The sequence below is a fragment of the Francisella marina genome (genome assembly GCF_008369785.1).
GTDB classification, from domain to species: domain Bacteria; phylum Pseudomonadota; class Gammaproteobacteria; order Francisellales; family Francisellaceae; genus Francisella; species Francisella salimarina.
The window spans coordinates 285,938-298,079 of the sequence record NZ_CP043552.1; the positions used below are offsets into that span (position 1 = coordinate 285,938).

Below are 12,142 nucleotides of genomic sequence, written 5' to 3' on the forward strand. Positions count from 1 at the left end.
TAAGGAGAATATCTATGAGAGCTATAAATTATACGCGTTGGGCTATTACAGAGTTGTTTTTTACAATGAGTGTTTTCTCAGCAGTTTTGTTCGGAACATATGCATTATCAATAAGGTTAGATAATCATTTGACAGATACTAATCTGTCAATATTATCAGGAGTTTTTTTTGTAGTATTTGCTATTTCTCAAGTGTGTGCTGGGGTATTAATAAATAAGATATCACCTAAATTATTGCTTAGTAGTTCAGCATTTGTATCTGCTTTGGGCGCACTTTTGTTTGCACACACTACTGTATTTGAGTTACTGGTAGTTGCAAGGATAATGCTTGGTTTGGGTTTGGGGTGTACATTTGTAGGAGTGCTTTATGTTGTGCAGACTAATTTTTCAGATCATCAATTTGCATTTTTTTCATCCTTGAGTCAGAGTATTGCTAATATTTTTGCAGGTATGTTAGCACTATTTGCAGGTAAGGCTTTGAGTCAATATTCATATACTTATGTTTTTGATATTCTTGCAGTGATGTTTATTATCTGTACTATTGGTCTTAGTATCTTGTTACCTCATAAGACAAGAACTACGAGTGACAGTGATCTACAACAACCAGTAATATCTAGAATATGGAGTATTCTTTCAAAACGAAATTTTTGGTTAGCATCATTTTACTTTACAGGTTTGTTTGGATCAATTTTGACATTTGCAGATCTATATAATGTCACCTATGAAATGAAGGTGTTTGGTGTACCTCATGATACAGCTATCATGATGAATGGTTTGGTACCAATAGGAGTTGCAACAGGAGGAATTATTGCTGGATTTTTGGTATCAAGATACCAAAATAATAGACTTACAGCTATATGTTTTAGTTTGATTACACTCATTTTTCTTTGTTTAATTATGTATATAAGATGGCCAAATAGAAGTTTTGGATTTGAAATGGCTTTCTTGTTTAATTTTCTGTATGGTGTTGGGTGTGGAGGAGCTATGCTAGCATTCCAAGAAATTCAGCTACTGTTCAAAGAGTTTTCAATAAGACCATTAGCTAATTCATTAGTGCTAACATTTGCTTATCTATTTAATGGAATGATTATACAACCATTGACGGGATATATCATTGGTGAAACAAGAGTTGTGCACTATTTTAACCAATCTTCGCCTTATTCAAGATGGCTATATGATACTAGTATTCATAATGAATGGCATAAGTTTAATAGTGGTTTACTTATTATCGTATTGATAATAGTAATTAGTTTCGTAAGTAGTATTTTCTTTACCAAGAAAAAATCAAGCTAATTATTTTCTATATACTGAATTATATTATTGATTACTAAATTAGGATTTGCTAATATTTGTAGTTAGAAATTAACAAACATTGATCATAACTATGGATTTGATACAAATGAAAGATAATGCAAGTAAAGCTTCGTCTTTATTAAGAGCAATATCTCATGAATCTAGACTTTTGATACTTTGTTTATTACTAAGACATGAAATGAGTGTTGGGCAGTTAGCGGAGTTTTCTGATCTTAGTCAGTCAGCATTTTCTCAGCATTTGTCTGTTTTGAGGAAAGAGGGACTTGTTAAGACTAGGAAAGAATCACAAACAGTTTTTTATAGTTTAAATGACCCTGCAGTAACTAAAATATTAGAAGCGTTATATGGCATATATTGTGGTGATGATAACAATTAAAAAATTTGAATAAAATATTAGTAATAACTAAATTAGAAGTAGCTTAATAATATAAAGGAGAGCAAATATGAGTAAAGTAAAAAATATTTCAGTTAAGGACTTTTTGGAATTACAAAAAAAAGAAAAAGTAAAATTAATAGATATCAGAACAACAGGTGAACATAACAGAGAGTGTATTGATTGTGCTGAAAATATAACAGTTGATGAAATATATGATGCAGATATTAAACCTGATGAGATTGTAGTACTTCACTGTCAGTCTGGTAACAGAACTAATCAGGCAGCAACTAAAGTAAAAGATCTAAATGCAAAAGCAGTATATTTGTTAGAAGGTGGCTTGAATGCTTGGAAACAACACAAGCAACCTACAAAAAAAAATGTTAAGGAACCTTTACCAATAATGCGTCAAGTACAGATAATAGTTGGTTTTATGGTATTGTTGGGTGTAGTGCTTTCGTTTACAGTATCACAATATTTTGCGATTTTGAGTGGATTCTTTGGTGCAGGACTTTTATTTGCTGGGTTAACAGGCACATGTGGTTTAGCAGTTATGTTAGAATTTTTACCATATAATAAAAGAAAATAACACTTTATATAATATTTCTAGAGGAGCTCAGTAATGGCTAAAAAATATCTCATAGTTGGTGGTGTTGCTGCAGGTGCATCAGCAGCTGCAAGACTAAGAAGGCTTGATGATAAAGCAGAGATAGTAATGTTTGAAAAAGGACCACACGTATCATTTTCTAACTGTGGCCTACCTTATCATTTAGGTGGGCATATCGAACCAGCTGAAAAATTAATCTTAATGACGCCTGAAAAGTTTGATACAAGATATAATATTGAGGCTCGTACAAATTCGGAAGTCGTTAGTGTTGATAAATCAAATAAAACTTTAACTGTTATAAACCACACAACTGGAGAAGAGTATACTGAAAGCTATGATAAGCTAGTGTTAGCTGTAGGTGCTAAGCCGATAGTTCCTCCTTTTAAGGGTCTTGAGACAATCAATCACTTCATATTAAGAAATGTTGTCGATGTCAAAAAAATCCATAAAGCTGTTTTTGATAGTGAAAAATCTGTCAAAGACGTGACAGTTATAGGAGCAGGCTTTATTGGTATTGAGGTTGCAGAAAATCTTAAAGAAAGAGGCTTTAATGTAACTATAGTTGAGATGGCTAACCAAATTATGCGTCCGTTTGATTATGAAATGGTTAAGTATCTAGAAAAAGAGTTATTAGATCATGATATAAACTTGATGCTATCTGAGAAAGTAGTTGGTTTTGAATCTGATAAGGTTCTGCTTGAATCAGGTAAAGAAGTTAAGTCAGATTTGGTGGTTTTAGCTATTGGTGTGGCACCAGATACTGCATTTCTAAAAAATGTAGGCATTGAGCTAGCTAAAAGTGGCCATATACTTGTTAATGAGAATTATCAAACATCAGATAAAGATATTTATGCAGCAGGTGATGCTATATTGGTTAAAAATGCTCTTACAGGTCAAGATTTTAATTTGCCGTTAGCAGGACCGGCTAATAAGCAAGGTCGCTTAATTGCAGATCATATAAATGATAGAAAAATTGTAAACAAAGGCTATATTGCTTCATCAATCATTCAGATATTTGACTATACTGGCGCAGCAACAGGTTTAAACGAAGCTTGGATTAAGTTTCATAATTTAGATATCGATTATCAGGTAGCATATACAGCACCATTTGATAGAGTAAGTATCATGCCTAATGCTCAAAATGTATTTACAAAAATATTGTTTGAGAGTAACACAGGTAAACTTCTAGGTGCTCAGACAATTGGTAAAGGTATAGTTGATAAGAGGGCGGATGTGTTTGCAACAGCTATCAAAGCGGGTATGACAGTAGAAGATCTTCAAGATCTTGAGTTATGTTATGCTCCTCCATATTCAACAGGTAAAGATGTAGTTAACCATACTGGTTATGTTGCTAATAATCTTTTAAATGGAGATTTTAAACAGGTTCTATTTACTGATGTTGAAAAGCTTTTAGCTGAGAATGCTCAAATTATTGATGTTAGAGAATTTGGTGAGATATCTAAGGGTATGTTAGCAGGTGCTAAAAATATACCAATGTCTGAGATTAGAAATAGATTGTCAGAGCTTGATAAAACTAAGCCGGTATATGTACATTGTCAGTCAGGTCAAAGATCATATAATGTAACTCTAATGTTACAACATCATGGCTATGATGTTTATAATATTGCAGGTGGTTATGCTATGATTTCCAATTATTATGGCACTATTGAGCGTATTACAGGCGAACGTCGTATTTCAATAACTCAAACAAACTAGAACAGATAATATATCTAGGAGGAACTATGATTTTTAGACAACTAATTGATAGAGATACTTATACCTATACTTATATTTTAGGTTGTGAGCAAACTAGGGAAACTATAATAATAGATCCTGTAAGATTTAATGTTCAACAGTATTTAAAACTATTGAGAGAACTTGATCTTAAATTGATTTATGCTGTAGATACGCATGTTCATGCAGATCATGTAACAGCAGCGGGTATTTTAAGAAAAGAAACAGGCTGTGATATAGTACTTGGTGGTGAGAGTGCAGCTCAATGTGCTACTAAAAAAGTATTTGATGGAGATATACTAACATTTGGTAATTATCAGATTAAGGCAATATATACACCAGGCCATACAGATGACTCTTACTGTTTTATAACAGAGAATATGCTTTTCACTGGAGATACTTTGCTAATTAGAGGTTCGGGTAGAACTGATTTTCAAAATGGTGATTCTTATGCTGCATATGAGAGTATTATGACTAAACTTATGACTTTACCAGGTAGTACAATTATTTATCCAGGTCATGATTATAATGGTGTTACTAGTAGTAGTGTTGCGGAGGAAAAAAGAAATAATCCAAGACTACAAGTAAACTCGCCAGAAGAGTACGCGAAGATAATGGATGATTTAAAACTACCTCCACCAAATTATATAGATATCGCAGTTCCAGCTAACCTAAAATGTGGTATAGAAGAAGAGTAATATGTTTTTGATTATATTTGGATTTATTTGTGGAATTGCTTTAGGCTTAACTGGTGGTGGCGGATCTATATTAGCTGTTCCATTACTCACTTATGGTGTAGGCTTAGACTTTCATACTGCGGTTCCTATTTCTCTTCTTGTAGTAGGCTTTACAGCTATTTTTGGTCTTGTAGTTAACTATAAGCAACATGATATTAGTTATTTAGCTGCTGCAATAATGATTACTACAGGAGTTATTTTTGCTCCAATTGGTAGTTATGTATCTCAAGGCTTATCAGACAAGGTGTTAATGATTAGCTTCGCTATACTTATGATTACAATAGGTATTTGGAGCTTGATAAAGGCTAAGGTGATGTCAGGTGCTGAGAAATCAATATGTGAGAGTATCGCTCCAAAATGTATTATCGCATTATTAGTAAGTGGTGCAATCGTTGGTACTTTGACTGGATTCTTTGGAGTTGGTGGTGGATTTTTGATAGTGCCTGCGTTGGTATTTATAACAGCTATGCCAATTAAAAGAGCTATAAATACTTCTTTATTGGTAATATTTGTTGTATCTATATCTGGGTTTATATCGCATTACGAAGAAGAGCATATGAGTTGGTATGTGGCTGGTATGTTTATAATTGGCAGTGTAATTGCGATGTTAATAGCTACTAAACTTAAAAAAAGACTTAATGATAAAATCTTACAAACATTATTTGCTATTATGCTGGTAGTGCTCGGAGCAGTGATTTATTTTATTAATTAACAATCTTCAGCTTTAACTGTTTTAAAGCCATAGAATGCTGCGAAAGCTTGGTTATTTGTGTTATTGCTATCACATGTTATCGCTTCAAAAGTTATACCATATGGTTGAGCTTCTCCATGAAGCTCGAATGTTGGTATAGTAATATTCTCTATATTTTTGTTGTGCAATTCTGTAATAAGCTTTTGTCTATTTTGATTAAACTTGTAAATTGAGTAATATGCACTTCCCATAACTCCCATGATAATTAATAAACCTATCAGAAAAAGGATATGAATTTTCTTGAAGGCTTTATAGATAGTTGTAACTGCTATGCTCTGATTGTCATAAAATTGTTGCATCATTGCAATAAAAAATATTATGTAATAAATTAGCATTAATCTAATCTGTATGCCGTAACTATATGCTAAAGGAGCCATAACAAAAATGACTGTGATTAGAGCTAAAGAGTATATGACTATACTGATTTTTTTATTATTCTTGTTGCTAATGGCGAGAGCAAAATATAGTATGAATATCCAAGCTATAATTAGAGTATGAGGCCATAAGTTGTATTTAAATATATGAATAAAATAAATAAGTTGACTTAGAAGAGAAATACTTTGATCATTTGACATTTGATCCATTCTAACGTAATTACCTGGAGCGGCTATTAAGATAACCCCTCCAATCAAAAGACCTGTCAAGAAAAACAGAACTCCTTTGTTTATAATTTTGTTATTTATTTTTCTTTCAATAAAGTATGCTAAACAAAATAAGAGTAGTACTGCAACAAACTGCTCATTATATAGGCCTATAAATAGGCCTCCTAACAAGCTAATTAAGTAGAAGCTTTTATTTTCGATTATTAAATAATAATACAAAACAATAAGGATTGTATATCCCCATAAGTATTGTATAGCAGCAGTTTTCCATATTACTTGACCTATGAAACCTGTCCATGTGAACATTAAAGCAAAGAAGAATGAATATATAATAAAATCTTTTGATGCTAGACTATACTTGTTTCTAGTCACAATTTTAAAGATAAATATTATAAATAAGCTCATGGATATTGAGCTTATAGTATTTATAGTTAGCAATGATAATGTTAAGTATTTTTTTGAAAATAGTGCATATACTAAAGCTTGAGCAGATATTCTACCCGTCCAGCCTGTATAATCTTGGATTAGAAAATGAAAAAAAGTACCATTTACTAGAGTATCATTAATAGCACGCCAAAAATCATCCATAGCCAATGGTTGACAAAAATTCAAAAATAGAAAATAAGAGAAAATAGCTAAAATTATAAGTAATTTAGACTTTAAAAGATTATTCATTATTTAAGATTTATAATTTAAAAATTAAATTATTATAACGTATATGAGACTATTTTTGCAAAAATAGTATTACGTGGTAGTACAAACTAGTCAAGAAGTTTGTGTGTTAAGTATAAGATTTAATTGGTTTTTAACCATCCAGTAATGCTAAGTCTTTTATTTTTCGTAAGTACAGGCAACACTTCATGTTCAATGGTTTTGCTATCAAAGAGAACTATTTTTCCATTAGTTGGAAATATTTGTAATGTTTGATTATTAAGATATAGTTTTAACTCTCCACCGAAAGATTCATTCCAAATTTCATTAAGATAGCAGACTATAGATATCGTTCTTCGATCATCATTTTGAAAGGTATCGATATGTTTTTTATAGAATGATCCTTTAGGATAAGCTGCGTAGTGAAACTCCTTTGTTACAATTCCGGCAAAACACGTTTTATTAAGGTAGTCAATAAAACTATTTATCTTTTTAAAGAATGTTGCGGCATGTTTTGTTTCATCTAACCAAAAAATAAAGTCATTACGTATTGATCTTTCTAAGTTTTCATTCAAGCGATTACCTATTGCGGATTTTTTAAAGCAATCAGCATCATAAAAATGATTAAGCTCTTTGCGTAGTTGAATAGTTTCATCATTAGTTAGCCAGTTATCGATAACGCAGAACCCATTGTTAAGATAATCACTAATTATCTTTTCATAAAAAAGATTAATTTCGAATAAATCAGACATACAATGCCCAATTAGTAAAGAGTAAGGAATTATATATCAGAAACTAAAAATCAGTTATCTATTTTTATGATAAAGTCTTCTAAATATTCATCAACATCTAACTCATATTCAGAAATAGCAAAATGCTTAGCAGATTTTTTTTGTTTGTGCATCTCATCAGTTGAGCCCGTGTTTAAATGATGCCAGTCAGGTAGGTCTTTATTTTGTAGTAAAAGCTTATAGCTACAACTATTAGGTAGCCATTTATGGGCATGATTTTTAAGTTGTTTATATGTTAGGTTTATACAGTCAGGCACAATCTGCTTTCTTTTTTCATACATGCTGCATTGGCATTTTCCGATATCTAAAAGCTTACAGCTAACTTTTGTATAGTAGACATCATCAGTTTCATCATCTTGAAGCTTATTTAAACAGCAAAGGCCACATCTATCGCAAATCGATTCCCATTGCTCTTTACTCATATCTTTTAGATCAATTTCTTGCCACCACTTATTCATGATTCAGTCATTTATTGATAATTTGTAAGGTATTAAACTAAATTTTTTGACAAAAATACAGTTCAAAGAGAAAACTATTTAAGAGACTTTTTGAATAGGTTGACTTAATACTGGAGAAATACCTGTTTGTACAAAGATTTGTTGCTGGATTTTTGCAAAAGCATTTTCGTATGCTTGAGGGTCCAAGATAGCATAAGAAGTGTTTATTGGAGCAGCTCCTTGATTAGGATCAGGGGTTGATTGATAAACTACAAAGTTAATTCTAATGCTAGAGTCTTTGGTTGATTGTCTATAAGGTTGAATAAATGCTGTAGCTTCAGTATATTCAGATTGCCCCCAACCATTAGCATTTTCAGTACTTTTAGCTGTAATAATGCCAGTGTTGAAGTTAGCATCTTGAATGATATAACCTAGATTTTGCATAACAGTAACTGTAGCATCAAAAGCTGTTCGTAAATCAACATTAAAAACTTTTGTTTGCATAAGTTGGATTTGTAGAGGTGTTAGATTTGGTCGTTGTGGTCCTGATGATATACATCCTGATAAAGCTAAAACAACTAAGTAAACTAAAAGACTAAATTTCTTACGCATATTATAAAAGCCTCATCTAGAAGTTAGTTGATAATGATTTATAGTTAGAGACAATATTACCCTTGAATATGATAATTATAGTCATAGTTTTTTGTGATTGCATAAATCCTGATTCTTGTGTATTTTCATCGGTTATCAGTAGAGTCAAAAAACCATCTCTAGAAGCATCGTTCTCAACAGTCGCATTTGTTTGATATGTCCAGACAGATTCTCCACTTGCATTTTGAGTAACTATATTAGGAGAGCCAAAAGCATTTATAACTTCATCTTTTGTAGTTACACCTTTTTTTAGAGTTAATGATACATTACCAGAAGTGTAGGGGGTTTTTACAAATCCAACATCTTGAGGGTTGGTATTATTTACGCAAGAGTTAAGGATAAATACTATTCCTATTAAAGATATAATCTTAAATTCTATAATAGTTTCACTAGTTACAAGAAGTAGTTTTAATCAAAAATCATTTTATAATAGATCGGATAATAATGATATCTAAAACTTATAATTTAAAGTACTAATCACTCATAAGAACTATATATATTATTGTTAATAATGTATAATCTAGAACCATAAAATTCCCTAATAAATTATATCTATATAACAATTATGAAAACTACTGCTAGAGCTAGAAATAACGCTCGTTTATATACTGTGCAGGCTTTGTACCAAAAAAAGGTTGCAGATCATACATTTTCTGAACTAAAAACTCAATATTATGCAGATAATGCAGAGAGACACTATACTGACTGGGATCTTTTTTATAGATTAATGGATGCAGTTAGAGAAAATCAAGATACTATAAATAACTATATACAAGATAATTCAAAAAATGGTGTTGAGTCTATAAATTATGTTGATTATGCAGTACTTCAAGTCGCTATAGCAGAATTGATAGAGTGTCTAGAAAATCCATATCAAGTTATTATAAAAGAATATGTTGAAATTTGTTATAGTATGGGGACAGAAGAGGGATATAAATTCGTCAACGCTGTTTTACAAAACCTTGCTAAGTCGATTAGAGGTGAAGAGTAAACTTATCTTGTGATGCAAGAAAATTAAACTTATCACGATGTTCTTGTTGTTTGTTCTTATCTAAAGTTGCTGTTAGTATAGTTTCTTTATATTCGTCATGAGCTAAAACATCTCCATTATAGTCAATAATCATACTATCCCCAGAATAGCTAAAGCTAGGATCATTTCCGACTCTATTGCATGCAATAACATAGGCTTGATTTTCTATGGCTCTTGCTTTTAGTAATGATTTCCAATGCTCACGACGAGATTCTGGCCAACAAGCAACATTTAGTAGTACATCATATTCATTATTATTACAATTAAATACAGGGAATCTTAAATCAAAACACACTGTTAGCAATATGTTGAAACCTTTGTAGTTAATAATTTGACGATTATTGCCGCTAGTATATTTTTTATCTTCTCCAGCGTGTATGAAAAGATGATTCTTGTCATAAGTAAAAACTTGCTTGTCAGGAGTTACAAAGTAAAGTCTATTGGCAATTTTATTTTCTGTAAAAGTTGCAGCACTACCTACAATTGCATAGTTTTTACCTTTTACTTGATTATACATCCATTTGATAATATCTTCTTCAGAGCTAGCCTCATTAGTAGGATTCATTATAAAACCAGTGTTAAACATTTCACAAAGTACAACAAGATCAGTTTCTTTATGAATATCTGCAATCTTATTCTCGATAGCTCTATAATTTGCTTGCTTATCATCCCAAATAATATCTGATTGAATTATGCTAACTTTTAGTCTTGACATATATGTTCCTTATTCGGAGTTAGAGTATCTTCTGAGAGTTTAACAATATTTTTCATAATCGTTAAGAATAAAATGCTATATACAAAATATAATTTGTTGACAAATAAATAGCACAATAACATAATAATCCTAATTTATTTTGATACCTATATGAGGAAATTATGAAAATTATAAAACTAAGAAATTATGCTCTATTATCTATACTTGTATTTGCTTTTGTTACCGGCTGTTCAACCGTTGAAAATAATAATGGTATAAAATATGTAGAGGGTTATTACATTGTAAATATGCCATATAGTTTTGACAAAGTTTATAGTTCTGCATATCAATCAATAAAAGCAGGGGAAACTTATACTTCTACTAGCGGTGCTCCTTATAATCTTGTTGTTAACAAGAAGACTAATGAAACAGCAACTTTAGAGGGTATAAACCCAAATGATCCGAGAGATACCATTAAAATAAATATAAAGAAAATATCTGACACAAGTACCAGCTTGGCTATCAAATATGGTAAAGATGGAAATTCTATGAGGTCTTCGGCAGAAGTACAAATTATTGAAGGAAATATCAAGTACGACTAGTATTTGTCATTAAAGAAGTAAAAACTTTTATATCTTTGCAAGAATTTTTGCGCCTTTAATTATCTCATCATCTTTTTTTGCGAAGCAAAGTCTTAGTAGTCCATTTTGTGGTTTTTCAAATAATGACGATATTGGAACTAGGCCAATGCCATATTCTTTGATCAAATTAGAGGCAAAATCTTCATCAAACTCATTACTAATATCACTATAGTCTAACATCTGGAATGGAGAGCCATGCCATTCAAGAACTTTAAACCTAGTTCCTTCCAGATTTTCTCTTAAAAGCTGATTCTGTTTTTTATACAGTTTATTGAGATCTTCATAATACTCAGGGTGTTCAATTATACCTTCTGCTAATGCTAACTGTAATGGATGCACTGCTGAGAAGGTTGCAAATTGCTTTACTGCTAAGATATTTTTTATAACTTCAGCTGGAGCAATAGCTACACCTTGACGCCATCCAGTAACATTATAAGTTTTGCCTAAGGATTGAAGAACTATGAGTTTATCTCTAAGTTCAGCTATTTGTATGGCACTAGTGAAGCTTTCACCTGCGTAAATATGTTCATAAACCTCATCAGAAATTACTAAAAGATTTTTATTTTTAACTATTTTAGCAATTTCCTTAAATTCATCTTCTGATATCACAGTACCCATAGGATTATGAGGCGAGTTTAAGATAATAAGTTTTGTTCTATCTGTAATTGCATTTGCAATAGCTGGGATATCAATTCTACCATCTGCTAGTAGTTTCAGCCTTACGCATTTACCTTGATTAAGTTTTGTAGCTCCAACATACGTATCAAAAACTGGATCAAACATGATAACTTCATCACCTTGTCCGATATAAGCAGATATTAAAGTAAATAAGCCTTCTTGGGCTCCTGCTGTAATAGCCACATTTTCAATACCTATCTCTGCATCATAGCATTTTTTAGTTTTCGTTATTATGGCATTACGCAATGCAATAGTACCTGGTATTGGGGAGTATTGATTTTTTGCATGTTGCATATGAAAGTTAGCCCTATCAATTAACCATTCAGGAGTATCAAATGCAGGAGCTCCCTGAGTAAAGTTAAGGGCTTTATGTTCTGCCGCTAATGTTGCGAATCTGCCATAGACAGAAGGGGAAGTATCAATATAAGACTTAGCTTTAATCATATTATTCG

General features: G+C 31.5%; 15 protein-coding genes. 8 read left to right on the forward strand and 7 right to left on the reverse strand.

Annotated elements, in window-relative coordinates:
- The first annotated feature begins 14 nt into the window (after positions 1-14).
- The 6 genes from F0R75_RS01455 (at position 15) to F0R75_RS01480 (ending at position 5,476) form a co-directional block, all read left to right on the forward strand.
- The gene (locus tag F0R75_RS01455; RefSeq protein WP_146420671.1) at positions 15-1,292 is read left to right on the forward strand and encodes an MFS transporter; all 1,278 of its coding nucleotides are present in this window, start codon (positions 15-17) and stop codon (positions 1,290-1,292) included.
- A gap of 91 nt (positions 1,293-1,383) precedes the next feature.
- Positions 1,384-1,689 carry an ArsR/SmtB family transcription factor gene (locus F0R75_RS01460; protein WP_041263685.1) on the forward strand — a complete coding sequence of 102 codons (306 nt, stop codon included), beginning with the start codon at positions 1,384-1,386 and terminating at the stop codon, positions 1,687-1,689.
- Positions 1,690-1,756: 67 nt separating this feature from the next.
- Entirely contained in the window at positions 1,757-2,275 is a 519-nt protein-coding gene (locus tag F0R75_RS01465; protein ID WP_013922693.1) for a rhodanese-like domain-containing protein, read from the forward strand.
- Positions 2,276-2,308: 33 nt separating this feature from the next.
- A complete protein-coding gene (locus F0R75_RS01470; protein WP_149368600.1) occupies positions 2,309-4,009 on the forward strand; it encodes an FAD-dependent oxidoreductase in 1,701 nt (566 codons plus the stop codon).
- Positions 4,010-4,035: 26 nt separating this feature from the next.
- The gene (locus tag F0R75_RS01475) at positions 4,036-4,725 is read left to right on the forward strand and encodes an MBL fold metallo-hydrolase (RefSeq protein WP_012280662.1); all 690 of its coding nucleotides are present in this window, start codon (positions 4,036-4,038) and stop codon (positions 4,723-4,725) included.
- Between the two features lies 1 nt (position 4,726).
- Positions 4,727-5,476 (forward strand): sulfite exporter TauE/SafE family protein, encoded by a 750-nt coding sequence (locus F0R75_RS01480; RefSeq protein WP_149368599.1) that lies wholly within the window; start codon positions 4,727-4,729, stop codon positions 5,474-5,476.
- Here F0R75_RS01480 and F0R75_RS01485 read toward each other — a convergent pair.
- The 5 genes from F0R75_RS01485 to F0R75_RS10315 form a co-directional block, all read right to left on the reverse strand.
- Positions 5,473-6,792, reverse strand: a complete 1,320-nt coding sequence (locus F0R75_RS01485; RefSeq protein WP_223144626.1) for a DUF6056 family protein — start codon at positions 6,790-6,792, stop codon at positions 5,473-5,475. The two genes, F0R75_RS01480 and F0R75_RS01485, sit on opposite strands and share 4 nt — an antisense overlap.
- 119 nt (positions 6,793-6,911) lie before the next feature.
- Complete coding sequence (locus F0R75_RS01490; RefSeq protein WP_149368598.1) at positions 6,912-7,520, reverse strand: 2OG-Fe(II) oxygenase; 609 nt, start codon at positions 7,518-7,520, stop codon at positions 6,912-6,914.
- A 50-nt stretch (positions 7,521-7,570) separates the two neighbouring features.
- Positions 7,571-8,017, reverse strand: a complete 447-nt coding sequence (locus tag F0R75_RS01495; RefSeq protein ID WP_146420667.1) for a YcgN family cysteine cluster protein — start codon at positions 8,015-8,017, stop codon at positions 7,571-7,573.
- 78 nt (positions 8,018-8,095) lie between these two features.
- Positions 8,096-8,608: a hypothetical protein gene (locus F0R75_RS01500; RefSeq protein WP_146420666.1), complete on the reverse strand. Its 513-nt coding sequence runs from the start codon at positions 8,606-8,608 to the stop codon at positions 8,096-8,098.
- Positions 8,609-8,624: 16 nt separating this feature from the next.
- Positions 8,625-9,026 (reverse strand): hypothetical protein, encoded by a 402-nt coding sequence (locus F0R75_RS10315; RefSeq protein ID WP_149369208.1) that lies wholly within the window; start codon positions 9,024-9,026, stop codon positions 8,625-8,627.
- Between the two features lie 186 nt (positions 9,027-9,212).
- On the opposite strand from F0R75_RS10315, the gene nusB reads away from it, so the two are divergent.
- On the forward strand, positions 9,213-9,638 hold the full coding sequence (nusB, locus tag F0R75_RS01510) for a transcription antitermination factor NusB (protein WP_146420664.1): 426 nt from the start codon (positions 9,213-9,215) through the stop codon (positions 9,636-9,638).
- On the opposite strand, the gene F0R75_RS01515 is transcribed toward nusB, so the two are convergent.
- On the reverse strand, positions 9,622-10,392 hold the full coding sequence (locus F0R75_RS01515) for an amidohydrolase (RefSeq protein ID WP_149368597.1): 771 nt from the start codon (positions 10,390-10,392) through the stop codon (positions 9,622-9,624). The genes nusB and F0R75_RS01515 overlap by 17 nt on opposite strands.
- A 161-nt stretch (positions 10,393-10,553) precedes the next feature.
- Here F0R75_RS01515 and F0R75_RS01520 point away from each other — a divergent pair, with 161 nt between their 5' ends.
- Positions 10,554-10,973 carry a DUF3568 family protein gene (locus F0R75_RS01520; protein ID WP_013922705.1) on the forward strand — a complete coding sequence of 140 codons (420 nt, stop codon included), beginning with the start codon at positions 10,554-10,556 and terminating at the stop codon, positions 10,971-10,973.
- Positions 10,974-11,000: 27 nt separating this feature from the next.
- Here F0R75_RS01520 and F0R75_RS01525 read toward each other — a convergent pair whose 3' ends face one another.
- Positions 11,001-12,134 (reverse strand): aminotransferase class I/II-fold pyridoxal phosphate-dependent enzyme, encoded by a 1,134-nt coding sequence (locus F0R75_RS01525; RefSeq protein ID WP_149368596.1) that lies wholly within the window; start codon positions 12,132-12,134, stop codon positions 11,001-11,003.
- Positions 12,135-12,142 lie beyond the last annotated feature (8 nt).

Coding starts and splice junctions, on each gene's coding strand:
- F0R75_RS01500 (WP_146420666.1), bottom strand. CDS start 8,608: ATGCGTAAGAAATTTAGTCTTTTAGTTTACTTAGTTGTTTTAGCTTTA.
- F0R75_RS01475 (WP_012280662.1), top strand. CDS start 4,036: ATGATTTTTAGACAACTAATTGATAGAGATACTTATACCTATACTTAT.
- F0R75_RS01515 (WP_149368597.1), bottom strand. CDS start 10,392: ATGTCAAGACTAAAAGTTAGCATAATTCAATCAGATATTATTTGGGAT.
- F0R75_RS01525 (WP_149368596.1), bottom strand. CDS start 12,134: ATGATTAAAGCTAAGTCTTATATTGATACTTCCCCTTCTGTCTATGGC.
- F0R75_RS01465 (WP_013922693.1), top strand. CDS start 1,757: ATGAGTAAAGTAAAAAATATTTCAGTTAAGGACTTTTTGGAATTACAA.
- nusB (WP_146420664.1), top strand. CDS start 9,213: ATGAAAACTACTGCTAGAGCTAGAAATAACGCTCGTTTATATACTGTG.
- F0R75_RS01455 (WP_146420671.1), top strand. CDS start 15: ATGAGAGCTATAAATTATACGCGTTGGGCTATTACAGAGTTGTTTTTT.
- F0R75_RS01470 (WP_149368600.1), top strand. CDS start 2,309: ATGGCTAAAAAATATCTCATAGTTGGTGGTGTTGCTGCAGGTGCATCA.
- F0R75_RS01490 (WP_149368598.1), bottom strand. CDS start 7,520: ATGTCTGATTTATTCGAAATTAATCTTTTTTATGAAAAGATAATTAGT.
- F0R75_RS01485 (WP_223144626.1), bottom strand. CDS start 6,792: ATGAATAATCTTTTAAAGTCTAAATTACTTATAATTTTAGCTATTTTC.
- F0R75_RS01460 (WP_041263685.1), top strand. CDS start 1,384: ATGGATTTGATACAAATGAAAGATAATGCAAGTAAAGCTTCGTCTTTA.
- F0R75_RS01480 (WP_149368599.1), top strand. CDS start 4,727: ATGTTTTTGATTATATTTGGATTTATTTGTGGAATTGCTTTAGGCTTA.
- F0R75_RS01520 (WP_013922705.1), top strand. CDS start 10,554: ATGAAAATTATAAAACTAAGAAATTATGCTCTATTATCTATACTTGTA.
- F0R75_RS01495 (WP_146420667.1), bottom strand. CDS start 8,017: ATGAATAAGTGGTGGCAAGAAATTGATCTAAAAGATATGAGTAAAGAG.